The organism is Aliarcobacter thereius LMG 24486, from assembly GCF_004214815.1.
In the GTDB taxonomy this organism is placed as follows: Bacteria; Campylobacterota; Campylobacteria; order Campylobacterales; family Arcobacteraceae; genus Aliarcobacter; species Aliarcobacter thereius.
Genome location: NZ_CP035926.1, coordinates 1,785,114 through 1,805,989, shown reverse-complemented (window position 1 = coordinate 1,805,989; position 20,876 = coordinate 1,785,114). Strand labels below are relative to the sequence as shown.

Genomic DNA, 20,876 nt, shown 5'->3' with positions numbered 1-20,876 from the left:
CAAAATTAATTTGTCTCAATTATATTAATCATCTAAAGAGTCAGAAGAACTATCTTCATCATCACTTCCAGTGATAATTGTATCATTTATTCCCATAGAATTTAAGATTTTATCTTCTATCTCTTTTGCAATTTCTGGATTATCTCTTAAGAATATTTTAGAGTTTTCTCTTCCTTGACCAATTTTTGTATCACCATAGCTAAACCAAGCTCCAGCTTTATCAACAATATCAAGTTTAACTCCATAATCTACAAGTTCACCTGTTTTAGAAATTCCTTCTCCAAACATAATATCAAACTCAGCTTGTTTAAATGGAGCAGCTACTTTATTTTTTACAACTTTAACTTTAACTCTATTTCCAATAGAATTTTCACCTTGTTTAAGTGTAGCAATTCTTCTAATATCTAGTCTAACTGAAGAGTAAAATTTAAGTGCATTTCCACCAGTTGTTGTTTCAGGGCTTCCATAACCAGTCATTCCAATTTTCATTCTTATTTGATTAATAAAAATAACTGTACAGTTCATTTTGCTTAAAAGACCAGTAACTTTTCTTAAAGCTTTACTCATAAGTCTTGCTTGAACTCCAACTTGCATATCATCCATATCACCATCTATTTCAACTTTTGGTGTAAGTGCTGCAACAGAGTCAATAACAACTAAATCAACAGCTCCACTTCTAATAACAGTTTCAAGAATTTCTAAAGCTTGTTCTCCAAAATCTGGCTGAGAAACAAGTAAATTATCAATATCAACACCAATATCTTTTGCATATTTTACATCTAAAGCATGTTCAGCATCTATAAAAGCGCAAACTCCACCAGCTTTTTGTGCCTCTGCAATAGCATGTAAAGTAAGAGTTGTTTTTCCTGAACTTTCAGGTCCATAAATTTCTATAACTCTTCCTTTTGGAAGTCCACCAACACCTAAAGCCAAATCAAGTCCTAAAGAACCTGTACTAATAGCTTCAGTTGGAATAACTTCTTTATCTCCAAGTCTTATTAAAGTACCTTTTCCAAAAGCTTTGTCTATTTGTTTAATTGCTAATTCTAGTGATTTTTTTTGATTTTCATCCATTTTGTTTTACCTCGCCTTTTTCTTTTCTGTTGGAATATTAGCACATATTTTTAAAAATGAGTAAAAATATTACAATTTGCAATATTTTTACTCTTTATCTAAAGCTTCAATAGTTTCAATGCTTTTAATATGGGCATTTACTCTTTTTTTCATAGTATAAGCTTTTATATGTTTTGCCAATATCTTTGTATATTTTTTATAGTTTCTTGAATCTTTTTGCAAAGTTGCAAGTTTTTTTTGTATTTTTAAAATATTTTCTGGGATTATTTCGCTCATATTTCTCTTTTTCTCAAATAATAGTTCTTTATTATTACATAATTTAATAAAATAATAAATAAATTAGGTTAAAATGTAGATTAAATTTGTAATTTGAGGCAAGAAAATGTTTAACGGAAAGAATATCTTAATAACTGGTGGGACGGGTAGTTTTGGTAAAAAATATACAGAAGTATTATTAGAAAAATACAAACCAAATAAAATAATAATTTTTAGTAGAGATGAATTAAAACAATATGAAATGGCTCAAGAGTACAATGCAAAATGTATGAGATATTTTATCGGTGATGTAAGAGATAATCAAAGATTAAAACAAGCAACAAAAGATGTTGATTTTATTATTCATGCAGCTGCACTTAAACATGTGCCTATTGCTGAGTATAATCCAATGGAGTGTATAAAAACAAATATTGATGGTGCCCAAAATGTAATTGAAGCAGCACTTGAAAATGGTGTAAAAAGAGTAATTGCTCTTTCAACAGACAAAGCTGCAAATCCAGTAAATCTGTATGGTGCTACAAAATTGGCTTCAGATAAGCTTTTTGTTGCCGCAAATAATCTTGTTGGAAAAAATGATATTAAATTTTCAGTAGTTAGATATGGAAATGTTGTAGGAAGTAGGGGATCAGTTGTTCCATTTTTTGAAAAACTAATCGAAAATGGAGAAAAAGAGATTCCTATAACAGATGAAAAAATGACAAGATTTTTTATAACTCTTGAAGATGGTGTAAATTTTGTATTGAAAAATTTTGAAAGAATGCAAGGTGGAGAGATTTTTATTCCAAAAATACCTTCAATGAAAATAATAGATATGGCAACAGCTCTTGCTCCAAATTTATCACACAAAATAATAGGTATAAGACCAGGAGAAAAATTACATGAAATTATGTGTCCAGCTGATGATAGTCACTTAACTTTGGAATTTGATGATCACTATGTAATCAAACCAACTATAAAATTTTCTGGATATGTAGATTATAGTAAAAACTTATTAGGCGAAGTAGGAAAACCTGTATTACAAGGTTTTGAATATAATTCAGGAAATAATAAACAAAGGCTAAGTAATGAAGAGTTTTTAAATATGGTAAAAAAAGCATGAAAACTTTTATTCCATATGGGAAACAAAATATAGATGAAGATGATATTAAAGCAGTTATTGAAGTTTTAAAATCAGATTTTTTAACAACAGGACCAAAAATAAAAGAGTTTGAAGATAAAATCTGTGAATACACAAGTGCAAAGTATTGTGTTGCGGTATCAAATGGTACAGCAGCACTTCATTTAGCTTCTATGGTTCTTTTAGAAAAAGGGGATAAGGTTTTAACAACCGTAAACTCTTTTGTTGCAACTTCAAATTCAATTTTGTATTTAGAAGCAAAACCAGTTTTTTTAGATATTTGTGAAGATGGAAATATAGATTTAGATTTATGTGAAAAAGAACTTGAAAAAGATAGCTCGATAAAAGCAATATATGTTGTGCACTTTTCAGGAAAAATTGTAAATCAAGAGAAACTAAAATATTTAAAAGATAAATATGGAGTAAAAATATTAGAAGATTGTGCACATTCTTTGGGTGCAGAAAAAAAAGGTGTAAAAGCTGGTTCTTGTGTAAACAGTGATTGTAGTATTTTGTCTTTTCATCCAGTTAAGCATATAACAACAGGAGAAGGTGGTGCTATTACTACAAATAGTAAAGATATATATGAAAAACTTATTCAATATAGAGCTCATGGAATAAGTAGAGATAATTTTTTAGATGAAAATATGGCAAAAGATGAAAAAGGAAACACAAATTCTTGGTACTATGAGATGCAAACTCTAGGTTTTAATTATAGAATTACAGATTTTGCCTCTGCATTAGGACTTAGCCAATTTAAAAAACTTGATAGCTTTATAAAAAAAAGAAAGAGTATTGCTTTAAATTATGATAAAATTTTTTCAAATAGTATTGTAAAACCAATATATAATTTTGATAAAAATTCATCTTATCATCTTTATGTGGTTTGTGTTGACTTTTCAAAGTTAAATATTACAAAAGCAGAATTATTTAATAAAATGAGAGATAAAAATATAGGTCTTCAGCTTCACTATATTCCTATAAATAAACAAGTTTTTTATAAAGACTTAGGATATGGGAATGAGAAAACTCCTAAAATGGATAAATATTATAAAGAGTGCTTTTCTCTTCCTATGTATCCAAGCTTAAAAGAAGATGAGCAAAAGTATGTTGTTGAAACTTTATTGGACATTTTAAGTGCTTAATTGTGTAGCAATAATTCCAGCACGTGGTGGAAGCAAAAGAATCCCTAAAAAAAATATAAAAAATTTTCATGGAAAACCACTTATTGCATATAGTATTGAAGCAGCAATTAAATCAAAACTTTTTTCCAAAGTTATAGTTTCAACAGATGATGAGGAGATTGTAGAAGTATCTAAAAATTATGGAGCAGATATTCCATTTATAAGACCAAAAGAACTTTGTGATGATTTTACTGGTACGGGAGCAGTTGTAAATCATGCAATAGATTTTTTAAAACAAAATGGAGAAAAAATAGATTTTGTTTGTACAATTTATGCAACAGCCCCATTTCTTCAAGAAAAATATCTAATAGAAGGTTTTACTAAACTCAAAAATTCAACTGTTAAAAATGCTTTTTCTTGTACTTCTATGCCATTTCCAATTCAAAGAACATTTAAAATCACTCAAGATGAAAGATGTGAGATGTTTTGGCCAGAAAATTTTATGAAACGAAGTCAGGATTTAGAAGAGGCTTATCAAGATGCTGGACAATTTTATTGGGAAAACTTAAGTATAAAATCAGATGAGATAATGTTTGGAAAAGATAGTATTCCTATAATACTTCCTAGATGTTTAGTACAAGATATTGATACACTTGAAGATTGGCAAAGGGCAGAGATTATGTATGAAGCTATTAGAAAATCACAAGATATAAAAAAGATTTGATATGAATATTTTAATAAGAGCCAATTCATCCTCATATATTGGAACGGGGCATATTATGAGAGATTTGGTTTTAGCAAAACAATATTTAAATGATAATATTATTTTTGCTACAGAAAATTTAGATGGAAATATAAATCACAAAATTATTGAAGCAGGTTATAAAATAGAACTTCTAAAATCAAATAGTTTTGATAAATTAAACGAGTTAATTAAAAAATTAAATATCGATATGATAATAATTGATAGTTATGAAATAAATTATAATTTTGAGAAAAAATTAAAAGAGTTAAATCCAAGTTTAAAAATATTTGTGTTTGACGATACTTATGAAAAACATTATTGTGATATTTTATTAAATCATAATATTTATGCAGATGAAAAAAGATATAAAAATCTAGTACCAAATAATTGTGAATTAAGATGTGGAAGTAAATACACACTTTTAAGAGAAGAATTTTTAGAAGCTAAAAAACAAACAAAAAAAATAAAAAAAAATAAGAAAATAAAAACTATTTTTGTAGCTATGGGTGGAGCTGACCATACAAATAAAAATATAAAAATTTTAAAAATAATTAAGAAATTTAGAAAAAAGAATAAAGAAAAAATAGTAGTAAATCTTTTTACTACAAATGCAAATAAAAATCTAAAACAATTAAATAAATATTGTAAAAGTAAGAAATGGATAAATTTACATATTAATTCAAGAAGAATTGCTAATTATATGATTAAAAGTGATTTAGCAATAGTTACTCCAAGTGTTACTTTAAATGAAGTTTTTTATTTAGATATTCCTTTTATTGCTATAAAAACAGCTAAAAATCAAAAATATATGTATAAATATATAGTAAAAGATGGATATAAAACTTTGAGAAGCTTTAATAAAAAAGAGTTGGAAAAAGGTATAGATAAAATCTTAGGTGTAGAAAATGAAAAGTATAAAGTTTAAAAATGATTAAAAGGTAAATTTATATGAAAAAAGTAATATCAACATCAAAAGAACAATTTAATTTATTGAGAATTATAGATAATGAAAATCATCCAGAATTTTTTGAAGTAGATGGTACTAAATATATACTAAAAATTGAACTAGATGAAGGGAAAAGTATAACTCTTCATGATTTTATAGATTTAAGCTTAGAAGAAAATAATCTAATTTTAGAATGGAGAAATAATCCAGAAGTTAGAAAATGGATGTACAATCAACATATTATAAAACTAGAAGAACATTTGAATTTTATTGAAAATTTAAAAATAAATAAAGATAAATTATATTTTCTATTAAAAAAAGATGGAGATAATTTAGGTGTAATTTATTTTGTTGATATAAATAGTGAGTTTTCATATTTTGGTTTTTATGGAAATCCTAATTCAGTTTCAGGAATAGGAAGAGTATTAGAAGAAACATCAATAAAATTTGCTTTTGATGTATTAAAGGTAAATAGACTAAAATTAGAGATATTTGAAAATAATATCAAGGTTATAAATCTACATAAAAAATATAAATTTAAAGAAGTAGATAGAAAAATTGTTAATAATATAAATGTAATTTGTATGGAGTTAAAAAATGAAGATAGGAAAATTTGATTTAAATAAAGATGGAACTTATATAATTGCAGAGTTAAGTGCAAATCACAATGGAAGTTTAGAGGTAGCAAAAGAGACTATAAAAGCTGCAAAGGAAATTGGGGCAAATGCAATAAAACTTCAAACATATCGTGCTGATACAATGACTATAAATAGTAATAATGAAGATTTTATGATAAGTGGTGGAACACTTTGGGATGGAAAAAATCTTTATGAACTTTATGAAGAAGCATATACTCCTTGGGAGTGGCATAAAGAACTTTTTGATTATGCAAGAAGTTTAGATATAGATATTTTCTCAACACCTTTCGATAAAAGTGCAGTTGATTTTCTTGAACAATTTAATCCAAGTGCTTATAAAATTGCATCTTTTGAAATAACAGATTATGAACTTGTAAAATATACAGCAAGTAAAGGAAAACCAATAATTATAAGTACAGGTATTGCAACTATTGATGAGATACAAGATGTTGTGAATATTTGTAAAAGTGTTGGAAATGAAGATATTATTCTTTTAAAATGTACAAGTGAATATCCAGCAAAGCTAGAAGAAGCAAATTTAAAAACAATACAAAATATGAAGGAAACATTTGGTGTAGAAGTTGGTTTTTCTGATCATACTATGGGACATATTGCACCAGTTGTTGCAGTTACTTTAGGAGCAAAGATTATAGAGAAACATTTTATTATTGATAAAAGTATAGGTGGAGCAGATGCTGATTTTTCTTTAGATAAAAAAGAGTTTGAAGATATGATAAAAGCTGTTAGAGATAGTGAAAAGTTGTTAGGAAAAGTAGAATATAGTTTAAATGAAAAAAGAACAAAACAGCGTCGTTTTGCAAGAAGTCTATATATATCAAAAGATATAAAAAAAGGAGAAATATTTAATACTGATAATATACGAAGTGTAAGACCAGGGTATGGGCTTCATCCTAAATATTTAAACGATATTATTGGGAAGGTTTCTAAAAAAGATTATAAATTTGGTGATAGATTGGAAATGTTTTAATATGAATAATATTTTAATTGTAACAATAAAAGATTGGAATATTAAGAATTATTTTAAATTGAAAGAAAATTTATATAAAGAATATAACTTTCATATAATTGATAATAAAGAAGAATTGACTTTAGATAATATTAGAAAAATTAATCCAAAATATATATTTTTCCCACATTGGTCATGGATAATTCCAGAAAATATATATAAAAATTATGAGTGTATTTTATTTCATATGACTGATTTACCTTATGGAAGAGGTGGAAGCCCTTTACAAAATTTAATTATAAATAAAGTATATAATACAAAAATAAGTGCAATTAAAGTATCAAAAGAGTTAGATGAAGGAGATGTTTATTTAAAAGAAGATTTTGATATTTCAAAGGGAAGTGCAAAAGAGATTTATGAAAATGCTTCAAAACTGATTTTTAAAAAATTAATACCAAATATCTTAAGACAAAATCCAACTCCAGTAAGACAAGAAGGAGATATTGTATTATTTAAAAGAAGAACACCAGAACAAAGTAATATAAAAACATTAAATGATATTTCTATTAATAACTTATATGATTTTATTAGGATGCTAGATGCTCCTAGTTACCCTAAAGCTTATTTAGAACTTGATAATTTGAAAATTGAGCTATCTGAAGTTATAATAAAAGATGGAAAACTTGAAGGAAGATTTGAGGTCTCTAAAGATGAATAAAAAAATATTAATAGTAGCAGCCCATCCAGATGATGAGGTTTTAGGATGTTTTGGAACGGTCGCAAGATTAATTCAAGAAGGCTATGAAGCATATACTTTGATATTGGGTGAAGGAAAAACAAGCAGAGATGAAAAAAGAGTGGTTGAAAATAAAAAAGATGAAATAGAGATTTTAAATAGCGAAATAAAAAGAGCAAATGATACTATAGGAATAAAAAAAACTTTTATTTATAATTTTCCTGATAATAGATTTGATAGTGTTGATTTATTGGATATTGTAAAAGTAATTTCAAAAGTAAAAGAAGAGATTCGCCCAGATATTATTTTTACTCATTATGAAAATGATTTAAATATTGACCATCAAATTACATATAAAGCAGTTATAACTGCAACTAGACCTATGCAAAATGAAAGCGTAAAAGAAATTTATAGCTTTGAAATTTTATCCTCAACAGAATGGAATTATCCATTATCATTCTCTCCAGATACATTTTTTGATATAGAGGATACCTTGGATTTGAAAATTTGTGCTATGAAAGAATATAAATCAGAACTTTGTATTTATCCACATCCAAGAAGTATTGAGGGAATAGAGCTAAATGCAAAATATAATGGCATGAGAGTTGGTAAAAAATATGTTGAAGCTTTTAAAAGTGTGAGAGTAATAAGATGAAAGAGATAAAATTAATAAATTTTACAGATTTAAGTAATGATGAAAAAAAGATAATTTTAGAATGGAGAAATAATCCAAATATAAAAAAATGGATGTATACTCAAGATGATATAATTCTAGAGAATCATTTAAATTTTATAGATAGTTTAAAGAATAGTAAAGAAAAATTATATTTTTTGGTAAAAAAAGAAGATGAAAATATCGGAGTAATTTATTTTACTCAGATTAAACAAAATGAGAGTTTACATATGGGAGTATATACAAATCCAAATTTAAAAGGTTATGGTAAAATCTTATTGGAAACTATCATAAATTTTTCATTTGAGATTCTAAAAGTAGTAAAGATATATTCAGAAGTCTATTTTGAAAATGAAAAAGCTTATTTATTATATAAATCTTATGGTTTTAAAGAGTATGCAGAGAAGATAGTAAACAATAAGAAAGTTATTTGTATGGATTTAAATAATAAAGGTAAAATATGACAGAAGCACAAATAGAGTTACAAAATGCACTTACAACAACATTTTTAGCAAATTTAGCTTTTCTAAGTGAGTATGATAATGAACTTTATCATAGAGTAGATGAGTTATCAAGAATGATAGAAGATGGAAGTTATCAAGAAAAATATGCACTTGAATTTAATATGCAAGATGGAGATTTTGATATATATGATATTTTAAATGATAAATATCTGTATAATAAGAATCCAAAAAAATTTAATGATAATTTGGTAAGAAATACAGAATTAGATATTAAAAACACTATTATAAATATAGCACAATATTTTAATATTAAAACCGATGTAGATATTGATAAAAGTAAAAGATTTGAACTAAATACTATGAATGAGTTAAATTCATTAACATATTGTGATATACAAGAATATACAAAAACATTAAATGATTTTTTAGACCAAAAAAAGAAAAGATTTAAGAAAATAGATAAATTTATATTTTTGGGTACACTTCTAGGAAGACATATTCCAAGAATTGCACAAAAAGTAGATGCAAGTTCATATTTAGTTTTGGAGAGAAATTTAGAGATATTTAGATTGTCTTTGTTTACTGTAGATTATACTCTTTTGGCAAAAAAAGGGGTAGTTTTTTCTGTAATGGATAATTATTTAGAAGAAGAGAATAGGATTATGAAGTTTTTAAATACTTCAGTATTTGATAACTATATATTAAAACTTACTACAACAGGAATTAATATAGATAAATATATAGATGCTATTTTGACAACATTGTCTCATTTGAATCCATTAACATATGATTACAATAGAAAATTATATATACAGATGAATAGAGCCACACAATATTTAGAAGAGTATAGAACATTAAATTTTGGAAGTATAAAAAAGAAATGTAATATTCTTAGAAATACACCAATTTTATATTTAGCTGCTGGTCCATCATTGGATGATAATTTAGAGTGGATAAAAGCAAATCAGAATAATTTTTTTATAGTTACAATTGGTTCTGCATATAAAAAGCTAATTAATAATGGTATAAAAATAGACCTAATTACAACTTTAGATGAACAACAGTTTTTAGCAGATATGCAATTTGATGATGAAAATGTAGCAAAGATTGATAAAAATACTATTATTTTAGCTTCAAGTATCACAAATAAAGAGGTATTAAATAAGTTTAAGCAAGAGAATCTTTTTTTATATGAGGTGTTTATTCCTTTTTATAAAAACAACATAGCATTTAGTGGGTACAGTATAGGAGAAGTTACATTAGATATTTTACTTCATTTTAATGCAAAAGAGATTTATCTAATAGGGCTTGATTTAGCTCTAAACCAAGAAACTGGAGAGAGCCATTCAAAAGATGCAGGTTCAGGTGTTAGTAGATTAAATTTAGATGAAGTCCAAACAAGAGAAGTTTTTAGTGAAAGAAAAAGTTTAATTAAAGTAAAGGGAAATAATAAAGATGAAGTATTTACAACAGCAATATTTTATGTATCTATAAAAGAAGCTGAGAGAAAGATAAAAAATACTGAAGTAAAAGATTTAAAGATATATAATTTATCAAATAATGGAGCATATTTTGAAGGTACAATACCTACAAATAAAGATGATATAAAACTAAAACCTATAAATAAAGAAATAAATCTAAAAAGTTATTTAGAAGAAAATTCAAATAAATCTTTGGATAAAGATTCAAAAAAATCTATAAAGGAAGAGTTAGATTTTATGGATACCAAAATTAAGATTATATTAGAAGATATTGAGAATACAGATTTTAAAAATTATGATGAGTTTTGTGAAAAGGCTATCTCTATTATTTCTATTGTATTTGAAAATAAATATTTTATGATTTATCAGTATTTGTATCAATATTTTATTCTTTATATACCATATTTGACTTATCATTTTAATGACTCAAAGATAAAAAATGAAGCTAAGCAACTAAATAAAATTAAAATGGTTTTTGTGTCTCAAATGAATAAAACACTAGATGATTATATATTTATGGTAAAAAGGGTTTTATAAAAGAAAATAAGATGTAGTATTAAGATTACTGAAGTAATCTTAATACATTTTGAGAAACAGCATTTGATTGGCTAATCGCATACGACCCAGCTTGAGAGATGATATTTAGTTTATTAAAGTTTGCACTCTCTTCAGCATAATCAACATCTCTTAAAACTGATTCCGCATTTTTAATATTTGTAGATTGAGTCATTAAGTTTCTAACTGCTGATTCAATTTGGTTTTGAGTAGAACCTATATCTCCTCTATATCCATTTAAAGTTGTAAGAGCTGCATCAACTTTACTCTGTCCAGCAGTTGCCATTGCTCTTGTAAAGGTAGTTGCTGCAGAATCTGTTACTAATTGATTTAGTGAAAATCCAACAGTATTCGCTTGAACAGATTTTGTAGTAATCATATCACCTACATTTTCACCAATTTGAAAAGATAATGTCCCTTTTGGGCCAGTACCTGTTCTAGTCTCTTGCAAAAGATTTGTTCCATTATAGTTTGTCTGTTTTGCAATATTATCAAGCTGTTCTAAGAGTTTACTAATATCTTTTGCAATAGCATTTCTACCATCTTCTGAAGTAGTATCAGTGTTTGCTTGGATTAGTTTTGCTTTTATTGTATCCAGAATTTGAGATTGTTCAGCCATAGATTTATCAGCAATTTGAAGTAAAGCAACAGCAGAGTTACCATTTGAAACACCTTGATTTATAGATGTAACTTGAGTTCTAAGTTTATCAGCAATAGCAAGACCAGAAGCATCATCACTAGCTTTATTGATTTTTAATCCAGTAGAAAGTTTCTCTAAAGAGTTTTTAATACTATTATTAGTATTTGTTGCTGCTTCTTGAGCTGTTAAAGATGAAACGTTCGTATTAATTTTCATAAATATGTCCTTAGTTTTGGTTTATTTTGGTGTAAATAAAACTTAATGACACAATTATTACAAACTAATTCATAAAATTAGTTTAAATTAAAAATGAAATTAGAAAAAGTGGAGAAAAATCCCCACTTTTTTACAAAAGAGAACTTAAGACTAATTAACTATTGAAGTAGTCTTAGAACATTTTGTTGAGTAGCATTAGCTTGACTGATTGCATATGAACCAGCTTGAGAAATGATATTCAACTTATTAAAGTTTGCAGACTCTTGTGCATAATCAACATCTCTAATTACAGATTCAGCTGCTTTAATATTTGTTGATTGAGTCATTAAGTTTCTAATAGCTGATTCAACTTGGTTTTGAGTAGAACCTATATCTCCTCTATATCCATTTAGAGCAGTAATTGCTTTATCAACTGCTGTTTGACCTGCTGTAGCTTGTGCTCTTGTGAATGTTGCTCCACCAGCTGCGCCTGATAATACAGTTAGTGAATAACCATTAGTATTTGCTTGAATTGCTTTTGTAGTAATCATATCACCTACATTTTCACCAATTTGAAAACTTAATGCAGACTGTCCAGCAACAGCACCTCTAGCTCCTTGTAAAAGGTTTGTACCATTATAGTTTGTTTGTTCAGCAATATTATTTAATTGCTCTAAAAGTTTACTAACATCTTTTGCAATAGCATCTCTACCATCTTGAGAAGTAGTATCAGTATTTGCTTGGATTAGTTTTGCTTTGATTGTATCAAGAATAGTTGATTGCTCAGCCATAGATTTATCAGCAATTTGTAATAAAGCAACAGCAGAGTTACCGTTAGAAACACCTTGGTTTATAGAAGTAACTTGAGTTCTTAATTTATCAGCAATAGCAAGACCAGAAGCATCATCAGAAGCTTTATTGATTCTTAAACCAGAAGAAAGTTTTTCTAAAGAGTTAGAAATGTTTTTATTTGTGTTTGTTGAAGCTTCTTGAGCTGTAAGTGAAGATACGTTTGTATTAATTCTCATAATAAATCCTTTTAGATTTTTAAACAATTTATAATATTTTTTTAAAATATTACAACCTAAAACCTTCTTGTCTCTTTTTATAAAAAAGGTTCAAGCATAGAGTTCAAAATTTCTTTTGCCTCTTCGGATTAAATTTAACCCTAAAATGTTTTGATAGAGGAATTATTATATAACTTTTCTTAAAATTAGATTAAATTAAAAAGAAAGCTATTTTCTTTTTAAAATTATTCCAGATTCAATATGTTCACTATATGCAAACTGGTCAAATAGTGCGAATCTTAGGATATTATGAGTTTTGATAAGTTCTTTTAAATCTCTATGTAGAGTTTCAGGGTTGCAAGATATATAGATAATATTTTCGAAATTTTTTGCTAAAGCTCTTGTTGTATCATCAAGTCCACTTCTTGGTGGGTCCATAAAAATAGTATCAAAATCATAAGATTTTAAATCTATATTTTTTAATCTATTAAAAGCACGAACTTCATTTAAAGCTTCAACAAACTCTTCAGAGCTCATTCTTATAAACTTTATATTTGAAATATTGTTTAGTTCACAGTTTTTTAAAGCAGATTTTATAGATGTTTTTGAGATTTCTGTGGCTAAAACTTTATTGAATTTTGTAGAAAGAGGAATTGTAAAATTTCCACCACCACAATAAAGCTCACATAAATCTTTATTTGAATCTTTTGTATTGTTTAAAACCCACTCAATCATTTTTATATTTACATAAGTATTTGGTTGAGTAAAACCATTCTCTTCATAGTTAAATCTAAAACTCTTATTTTCAATATTTAAACTCTCTTCAATAAAGTTTTTACTTAAAACTATTTTTTGTTTTTTGCTTCTTCCTATTATTTTTATAGGAAATTTTGTTTCTAAAGTTTTTGCTAGACTTATCCATTCATCTTCTAGCTTTTTGTGATAAATTAAAGTTATTAAAATATCATCTGTACTCGAACTTAAAAATTCAATAGCAAAAAGTCTAAAAGATAAAATCATATCTTTTTGTAGCTCTTCTAAAAGTTTTGGCATAAGTTCAGCAATTTTTGGGCTAACAATAGAGCAAGAGTTGATTTGTAAGATATTTTTATCAAAATCATTCATAGCATAAGATAAAATATCTTTTCCAGATTTTTCATCTTTTTCCCACCAAATTCTGAATTCAGCTCTATTTCTGAAATTTGACTCTTTACTTTTTATAATATCAAGAGGAGTTTTAGAAAAATCTATTAAATCTTTGAATCTATCTTTTTCTCTATCTATTTTAAAATTTAATTGTTCATCATAAGACATATTGTGTAAAGTACACGAAGCACACGAAGCAAAATAATCACACTGCATAAAATATCATCCTTTATTTAAAAATTTATTATATTGAAAGTTTGCTTTTTTTGGATATAATCGACAAATTTTAAAAAAAGAATATATAAAATAATGAAACAAAATAGCTGGCAAGAAGATTTAAAAAATTTATTAAATTGTGATTTAAAAGAGTTATATCCAATAGCAAGAAGCTTAAATAGAAAATTAGAATTTTATGTTGGACCTACAAATAGTGGTAAAACATATAATGCAATGCAAAAATTAAAAGAGGCAAATAGTGGTTTATATTTAGCTCCACTTAGACTTTTGGCTTTAGAAGGGCATGAAGATTTAAAATCATCAAATATAAATAGCTCATTAATTACAGGAGAAGAGCAAGTTTTAGATGAAGATGCTGCTCATATTTGCTCAACTATTGAGATGTTAGATTTTGATTTAGAAGTTGATGTTGCAGTAATAGATGAAGTTCAAATGCTTGAAGATAGTGAAAGAGGCTGGGCTTGGGTAAATGCAATTATTGGAGTTCCTGCAAAAAAAGTAATAATGACAGGAAGTGTAAATGCACTTGAAGCAGTTAAAAAAATTGTTCAATACTTAGGTGAAGATTTAGAAATAATAAAACATAAAAGAAAAAATCCTTTAAATGTTTTAGAAAAATATACAAGCCTTGATAATCTTGAAGATGGAACTGCTTTAATAGCTTTTTCAAGAGCAGAAGTTTTAAAATTAAAACAAAAACTTCAGAAAAAATACTCTGTATCAGTGATTTATGGAAATTTATCTCCTGAAGTACGACGAGATGAAGCAAGAAGATTTAGAGAAAAACAGAGCCAAATACTAATAGCAACAGATGCAATAAGTATGGGATTAAATCTTCCAATAAAGACAATATTATTTACAAATGATACAAAATTTGATGGTGTAAGAAAAAGAAAAATATCTGTAAATGAGATTGTCCAAATAGCTGGTCGTGCTGGAAGATTTGGGCTTTTTGAAGCTGGGTATTTAGGAGCTACACGAAGAGATATTTTAGAATATATAAAATATGAGTTTGAACAGCCAATAAAAACTATAAAACCACCATTTAAAGTAAAAATAAATAATAAACAACTACAAGATTTATCAATGCATTTAAAGACAAAATCCTTAACAAAAGTATTGAACTTCTTCTCTTTGAATATGAAGTTTAGCGGACCTTTTGAAGCAGCGAATCTTTCAAGTATGCTTGAAGCTTCAAAAATAGTTGATAATAAAGATTTATTAAATATGGAAGAGAAATATCTTTTGGCTCAAGCACCAATAACTATAAAATCAACAATTATTTTACAAGCATATGATTCGTATATTGCAAGTATTGTTAAAAAAAGAGTAAATCACTATAAACCATCTATAACTTTACCTAAAAAAGCTATTACTCAAAGAGATTTACTTTTAGTTGAAGATGAAGTTAAAAAAATATCTTTATATTTATGGCTTTCATATAAGCTTCCTGAACTTTTCCCAGATAGTGAAAAGGCATATATATTAAGAAACTCTTTTAATAGTTTTATAGAAAAATCTTTAAAAGGAAGATTATTAGATGATAGAGATTTTGATAGAAAGAAAGATGATAAAGTGCTAAATAGAAGCAACAGAAATAGAAAAAGAGATAGTAACAATTCGTTTAAAAAACCTTTTAAACGAAATTAAGATAAAATAAAAACAGTTTGATTAAAAAATAAATAAGGATAATTTGTAGTGCTAAGTTATTTTAAAGCAGATAGGGAAACTCTTTTAAAAGAGCTTCTTTTAGATAATGCTAATGAAGATAAAATTAAAAAACTTATTGCTAAAGGTGTAGATATAAACTCTGTTGATGAAAGAGGAAAAACTATACTATTTTATCTAGTATTTAAAAAGAAATTTAACTCTATAAAGCTATTGATAGATTTAGGAATAGATTTATATAAAGAAGATAGTACAAATGCAACTATTTTAAGTAATTCTTGTGATAAATATGACTTTCCAGCGGCAAAGTTTTTGCTTGAAAATGGCTACAACATAAATCAAAAAAATAGTAAAGGAAGAACTTTATTACAAGAGTTAGTAATAAGTTCAAATCATAAAGCATATAATTTTTTACAAGATTTTAATCCTGATTATGATTCTATTGATAATAGTGGAAAGACTGTTCTGTTTGATGCTGTTTTAAGTGGAAGTTTAGAGCTTGTTGAAGATGTAGTAAAAAAAATAAAAGATATAAATGCAAATGATAAAAATGGTCAAACAGCACTATTTTATTCAGTTTTACAAGAAAATTTAAGAATCTCTTTGGTTTTGATGGCAAAAGGAATAAATATAAATAGAGTTGATAATAGTGGACAAAATGCACTATATAATGCTGTTTTATTAGGAAGTAGAAATAGAATTCTAATTAATCATTTAATAGATAGAAGAATAGATTTAAATGTTGTAGATAATAGAAATATGACTATTGTTGATGAGATATTCTATATTACAACTTTACAAAAACACGATAAAGATATTGAAGATAAAAAGTATTTAAGAATAAACCAAAAAGATGATTATTTCTCTTTAGCGCAACAGATTTTAGGTTTCTCATCTAGTGTAGATAGTTTGGATAAAGATGGAAAGACAACATTACAAAAAGAACTAGAAAAAAATAATTATGCTTTTGCAGAGATATTAATAAAAAATAAAGCTGATGTTGAGATAACAGATGAAAATGGAAGAAGTCTTCTTCATCAAGAGATTTTAAAAGGTTTTTCAAGTAGAAGAACTGTTGAGTTTCTTATTTTAAATGGAGCAAATGTAGATCAAATAGATAATTATGGAAAATCTATTTTGGATAATTTAATAGAATTGTATTTAGCTTCAGAAGGAGAAAAAGAGCCTAGAGAAGAGTTGGAAACCTATGTTCAAGAAAATGGTGATTTTGATTTTTATATTAAAAAAATCTTGGCTCACGGAGTAAATGTAAATCTAAAAAGATTTATGGGAAGAAATATACTATTTGATTTGGTGCAATATAATTGCCAAGTTATTATGGATAGTTTGGTTGAACACGGAGCAGATGTAAATTGTATTGATCAAAGTGGAATTACTCCAATTACACATATGGTAGAAGAGGGCTTAAAACTTACAAATATAAAAGAGCAAAATGAGTTTTTAAAGAGATTACAAAGTTTTTTAAAATATAAAGTTAGTTTGGATATTCAAGATAAAGATGGACGAACAGTTGTTCATAAAGCTGTAATTGCAGATAATCTACAGGTTGTAGAAAAACTTATGATAAAAAAAGCAAATTTAAATATAAAAGATAGTCATGGAAGAACAGCTCTTCATCATACTCAATGGAAAGGAAATTATGAGATAGCAAGATGGCTTTTAGCAGCTGGTGCTGATATAAATATTCCTGATAATAGTGGATTTAATATCTTAAACTATGCAACAATATTGGGTCATGCAAGATTGGTAATAACTCTTATAAAATCAGGAGCTTTACTACATAATAATCACCCAAAAAATAAAAAAATCGCAGCTTTTTTTAAGAGTAAAGAAAGAGTTTTAGATAGATATTTAGAAGGTACAAATATTAGTGATTTTAAAATGAAAACAGCACTAATAGAACTTGTAACAAATTTTAGAAAAGAGATAAACCAAGCTATAATTTAAAAGCAAAAAAGGAAAATATTTTGAATAAAAAATCAGTAATAATTCTTGCAGCAGGTCAAGGAACTAGAATGAAATCAACTTTACCAAAAGTTCTGCATAGAATTTCAGGAAAGCCAATGATTTACTACTCTATAAAAGAAGCACTAAAAATAAGTGATGATATTACAGTTGTTTTATATCATCAATTTGAAAGAGTACAAGAAGAGATAGAAAAATATTTTTCAAATATAAATTTTGTAATACAAGATCATGCAAACTATCCAGGAACTGGTGGAGCTGTTATGAATATTATTCCAAAATACGAGAAAGTTTTGGTATTAAATGCAGATATGCCACTTATTCAGGCAACAGAGTTAAAGAAGTTTGATTTAGATGCAACAATTGTAATGTCTGTTTTAAACTTAAAAAGTGCAGATGGATATGGAAGAGTTGTTATAGAAAATGATAATGTAAAAAAAATAGTTGAACAAAAAGATGCAAATGAAAATGAGCTTAAAATAACAACAGCAAATGCTGGTATTTATCAGTTTTGTACAAAGTTTTTACTTGAAAACTTATCAAAACTAAATAACAATAATAATCAAAAAGAGTACTACATAACTGATTTAGTTGAGATGGCTATTAATCAAAACTTAGAGTTAAAACCAATCTATGTAAGTGAAGAGAATTTTAAAGGAGTTAATTCAAAAGTTGAGTTAGCTGATGCTGAAGTTATTCATCAAAACAGAATAAAGCAAGAGTTCTTAAAAGCTGGTGTGATTATGAGACTGCCTGAAACTATCTATATTGAAGATGGAGTTGAAATAGAGGGTGAGAGTATTATTGAAAATGGAGTTACTCTTCTTGGAAATACAAAGATTATAAACTCTCATATAAAAACAAACTCAATAATAGAAAGCTCTATTATAGAAAATAGCGATGTTGGACCACTTGCAAGAGTAAGACCTGATTGTAAAATAAAAGATACACATATTGGGAATTTTGTTGAGACAAAAAAAGCTGAATTAAATGGAGTAAAAGCTGGGCATTTAAGCTATTTAGGAGATTGTTTTATAGATAGTGGGACAAATATTGGTTGTGGAACAATTACTTGTAATTATGATGGAGTAAAAAAACACCAAACAATTATAGGAAAAAATGTTTTTGTAGGAAGTGATACACAATTTGTAGCTCCAATTACTGTTGAAGATGATGTAATAATTGGTGCTGGAACAACTGTTACAGATAATTTGAAAAAAGGTCAATTGTATGTAACAAGAGCAAAATCAAGACAGATTGATGGATACTTTTATAAACATTTTGAAAGTAAGAAAAAATGATTTTAAAAGGTAAAAATATACTTCTAGGAGTTACAGGTTCTATTGCAATTTATAAGAGTTTAGAGCTTGTAAGACTATATATAAAAGCTGGAGCAAATGTAAAAGTTCTTATGAGTGAAGCTTCAAAGAAGTTTATTACACCTTTAACTTTTGAGGTAATATCTCAAAACAGAGCGCTAGATGAAACAACAGAAAACTGGGAAAAAAATCAAAACTATAATCATATAGATATTACAAAATGGGCAGATATATTTGTACTTGCACCACTTAGTGCAAATAGCATCAATAAAATTGCAAATGGAATTGCAGATAATTTACTTTTACAAACAGTTCTTGCTTGTAAAAAACCAATTGTTTTGGCTCCTGCTGCAAATACAAATATGATAGAAAATAGTATTACAAAAGAGAGTTTAAAAAAAATAAATTCACTTGGATTTAAAATTGTTGATACACAAACTAAAGAGTTAGCTTGTAAAGATATTGGAAATGGTGCTATGGCTGAACCAATAGATGTTTTTCATAAAACTGCAAGAGAATTATTAAAAAGTGAATATTGGGAAAATAGAGATGCTGTAATAAGTGGTGGTGGAACATTAGAAAAAATTGATGAGGTAAGATATATTTCAAACTTTTCAAGTGGGAAAATGGCATCATCTATGGCAATGGCACTTTATTATAAAGGTGCAAATGTAAAGCTTGTAAGTACAAGAGGATATGAAAATATTGCTAAAAACATAGAATTAAGAGTTGTAGAGAGTTCTAAAGAGATGTTAGATAGTTTACTTTATTTTATGGAAAATGCGAATTTATATAAAAAACCATATCTCTTTAAAGCAGCAGCTGTTAGTGATTATATTCCTAAAAAAACATATGAAGGAAAACTAAAAAAAGAGAGTTTAGGAGATAGTTTTTCCCTAGAATTAGTTCAAAATATAGATATATTGAATACTCTTCCAAAAAACTATTTTTATAGTATTGGATTTAAAGCAGAAATGGATAAAGAAAATGCAAAAAAAAATGCACAAAATATGCTTATAAAAAAATCATTAGATTCTGTTTGCCTTAATATTTTAGAAAACTCTGATAGTTTTGGAACATCAAATAATAAAATAGAGCTAATAGGAAAAAACTTTGAGCAAAGTTTTAATGGAGATAAATTAAATTTATCTTTAGAAATATTAGAATTTTTTGAAAAAGAGTATAAATAATGGAGCAAACTTCTAATAATTCCTTAAATCATATTGCAATAATAATGGATGGAAATGGAAGATGGGCGAAAAATAAGGGATTAAATAGAACAGCAGGTCATGAAGAGGGTGCAAAAGTTGTAAGAGAAATCACAACTTATTGTGCAAAAATAGGTATTAAATATTTAACTTTGTATGCTTTTTCTACTGAAAACTGGGCAAGACCAAAACTTGAAATAGAGTATCTTATGAAACTTCTTGATAAATATCTAAAAAATGAGTTAAAAACTTTGATGGAAAATAGTATTAGATTTAAAGCAATTGGAGATTTAAGTAAATTTTCTAAAGCTTTACAAAAAACTATAAAAGATGTAGAAGAGAAAACGGCAGATAATAAAAACTTAACTCAAGTTTTAGCACTGAATTATGGTTCAAAAGATGAGATTATTAGAGCTATAAAGAAATTAACTGAGAAAAATCTTGAAATAAATGAGAAAAACTTCGAAGCTTGTCTTGATACAGCAGAGATAGGAAATGTTGACTTACTTATAAGAACAAGTGGAGAAATAAGGCTTTCAAACTATTTATTGTGGCAAAATGCGTATGCAGAGATGTTTTTTACATCTACACTTTGGCCAGATTTTAACTCAAAAGAGTTAGAAAATATTATTGAAGAGTTTTATAATAGACAAAGAAGATTTGGAGGAGTTTGA

Annotated in this window: 20 protein-coding genes; 15 read left to right on the top strand and 5 right to left on the bottom strand. The window is 26.6% G+C overall.

From position 1 onward, the window contains the following. Positions 1–24: 24 nt before the first annotated feature. Complete coding sequence (gene recA, locus ATH_RS09315; RefSeq protein ID WP_066172549.1) at positions 25–1,074, bottom strand: recombinase RecA; 1,050 nt, start codon at positions 1,072–1,074, stop codon at positions 25–27. 87 nt (positions 1,075–1,161) lie between these two features. Next, positions 1,162–1,350 (bottom strand): hypothetical protein, encoded by a 189-nt coding sequence (locus ATH_RS09310; RefSeq protein WP_066172545.1) that lies wholly within the window; start codon positions 1,348–1,350, stop codon positions 1,162–1,164. Positions 1,351–1,456: 106 nt separating this feature from the next. On the opposite strand from ATH_RS09310, the gene pseB reads away from it, so the two are divergent. The 10 genes from pseB to ATH_RS09260 are packed head-to-tail and all read left to right on the top strand — an operon-like array spanning position 1,457 to position 10,778. Further along, a complete protein-coding gene (pseB, locus tag ATH_RS09305) occupies positions 1,457–2,449 on the top strand; it encodes a UDP-N-acetylglucosamine 4,6-dehydratase (inverting) (RefSeq protein WP_066172544.1) in 993 nt (330 codons plus the stop codon). Next, a complete protein-coding gene (gene pseC / locus ATH_RS09300) occupies positions 2,446–3,612 on the top strand; it encodes a UDP-4-amino-4,6-dideoxy-N-acetyl-beta-L-altrosamine transaminase (RefSeq protein WP_066172542.1) in 1,167 nt (388 codons plus the stop codon). Before pseB ends, pseC begins: the two co-directional genes overlap by 4 nt. Next, the gene (pseF, locus tag ATH_RS09295) at positions 3,605–4,315 is read left to right on the top strand and encodes a pseudaminic acid cytidylyltransferase (protein ID WP_066172539.1); all 711 of its coding nucleotides are present in this window, start codon (positions 3,605–3,607) and stop codon (positions 4,313–4,315) included. Before pseC ends, pseF begins: the two co-directional genes overlap by 8 nt. 1 nt (position 4,316) lies before the next feature. Beyond that, positions 4,317–5,261 (top strand): UDP-2,4-diacetamido-2,4,6-trideoxy-beta-L-altropyranose hydrolase, encoded by a 945-nt coding sequence (gene pseG, locus ATH_RS09290; protein WP_066172536.1) that lies wholly within the window; start codon positions 4,317–4,319, stop codon positions 5,259–5,261. A gap of 23 nt (positions 5,262–5,284) precedes the next feature. Continuing rightward, complete coding sequence (gene pseH, locus ATH_RS09285; RefSeq protein WP_083196013.1) at positions 5,285–5,899, top strand: UDP-4-amino-4,6-dideoxy-N-acetyl-beta-L-altrosamine N-acetyltransferase; 615 nt, start codon at positions 5,285–5,287, stop codon at positions 5,897–5,899. Then, positions 5,880–6,908, top strand: coding sequence for a pseudaminic acid synthase (gene pseI / locus ATH_RS09280; protein WP_066172533.1), 1,029 nt, complete (start codon positions 5,880–5,882; stop codon positions 6,906–6,908). The genes pseH (ATH_RS09285) and pseI overlap by 20 nt, the downstream gene beginning before the upstream one ends. A 1-nt stretch (position 6,909) precedes the next feature. Beyond that, a complete protein-coding gene (locus ATH_RS09275) occupies positions 6,910–7,605 on the top strand; it encodes a formyltransferase family protein (RefSeq protein ID WP_066390067.1) in 696 nt (231 codons plus the stop codon). Beyond that, positions 7,598–8,278, top strand: coding sequence for a PIG-L deacetylase family protein (locus ATH_RS09270; RefSeq protein ID WP_066247486.1), 681 nt, complete (start codon positions 7,598–7,600; stop codon positions 8,276–8,278). Before ATH_RS09275 ends, ATH_RS09270 begins: the two co-directional genes overlap by 8 nt. Beyond that, the gene (gene pseH, locus ATH_RS09265; protein WP_066247483.1) at positions 8,275–8,760 is read left to right on the top strand and encodes a UDP-4-amino-4,6-dideoxy-N-acetyl-beta-L-altrosamine N-acetyltransferase; all 486 of its coding nucleotides are present in this window, start codon (positions 8,275–8,277) and stop codon (positions 8,758–8,760) included. The genes ATH_RS09270 and pseH (ATH_RS09265) overlap by 4 nt, the downstream gene beginning before the upstream one ends. Continuing rightward, positions 8,757–10,778 carry a motility associated factor glycosyltransferase family protein gene (locus ATH_RS09260; protein WP_066172523.1) on the top strand — a complete coding sequence of 674 codons (2,022 nt, stop codon included), beginning with the start codon at positions 8,757–8,759 and terminating at the stop codon, positions 10,776–10,778. Before pseH (ATH_RS09265) ends, ATH_RS09260 begins: the two co-directional genes overlap by 4 nt. 25 nt (positions 10,779–10,803) lie before the next feature. On the opposite strand, the gene ATH_RS09255 is transcribed toward ATH_RS09260, so the two are convergent. From ATH_RS09255 to trmA, 3 genes are all read right to left on the bottom strand, one after another. Then, complete coding sequence (locus ATH_RS09255) at positions 10,804–11,652, bottom strand: flagellin (protein ID WP_066390068.1); 849 nt, start codon at positions 11,650–11,652, stop codon at positions 10,804–10,806. A gap of 158 nt (positions 11,653–11,810) precedes the next feature. Continuing rightward, positions 11,811–12,659 (bottom strand): flagellin, encoded by an 849-nt coding sequence (locus ATH_RS09250; RefSeq protein ID WP_066172517.1) that lies wholly within the window; start codon positions 12,657–12,659, stop codon positions 11,811–11,813. 207 nt (positions 12,660–12,866) lie between these two features. Beyond that, positions 12,867–14,000 carry a tRNA (uridine(54)-C5)-methyltransferase TrmA gene (trmA, locus tag ATH_RS09245; RefSeq protein WP_066390070.1) on the bottom strand — a complete coding sequence of 378 codons (1,134 nt, stop codon included), beginning with the start codon at positions 13,998–14,000 and terminating at the stop codon, positions 12,867–12,869. Positions 14,001–14,093: 93 nt separating this feature from the next. Here trmA and ATH_RS09240 point away from each other — a divergent pair, with 93 nt between their 5' ends. From ATH_RS09240 to ATH_RS09220, 5 genes are read left to right on the top strand one after another with little or no spacing between them, the layout of a single operon-like run. Then, the gene (locus ATH_RS09240) at positions 14,094–15,671 is read left to right on the top strand and encodes a helicase-related protein (protein ID WP_066390073.1); all 1,578 of its coding nucleotides are present in this window, start codon (positions 14,094–14,096) and stop codon (positions 15,669–15,671) included. A gap of 48 nt (positions 15,672–15,719) precedes the next feature. Further along, positions 15,720–17,657, top strand: a complete 1,938-nt coding sequence (locus tag ATH_RS09235) for an ankyrin repeat domain-containing protein (RefSeq protein WP_066390075.1) — start codon at positions 15,720–15,722, stop codon at positions 17,655–17,657. A gap of 20 nt (positions 17,658–17,677) precedes the next feature. Further along, complete coding sequence (gene glmU, locus ATH_RS09230) at positions 17,678–18,976, top strand: bifunctional UDP-N-acetylglucosamine diphosphorylase/glucosamine-1-phosphate N-acetyltransferase GlmU (protein ID WP_066172505.1); 1,299 nt, start codon at positions 17,678–17,680, stop codon at positions 18,974–18,976. Then, positions 18,973–20,184, top strand: coding sequence for a bifunctional phosphopantothenoylcysteine decarboxylase/phosphopantothenate--cysteine ligase CoaBC (gene coaBC / locus ATH_RS09225; protein WP_066172502.1), 1,212 nt, complete (start codon positions 18,973–18,975; stop codon positions 20,182–20,184). The genes glmU and coaBC overlap by 4 nt, the downstream gene beginning before the upstream one ends. Further along, positions 20,184–20,876 carry a di-trans,poly-cis-decaprenylcistransferase gene (locus tag ATH_RS09220; RefSeq protein ID WP_066172497.1) on the top strand — a complete coding sequence of 231 codons (693 nt, stop codon included), beginning with the start codon at positions 20,184–20,186 and terminating at the stop codon, positions 20,874–20,876. The genes coaBC and ATH_RS09220 overlap by 1 nt, the downstream gene beginning before the upstream one ends.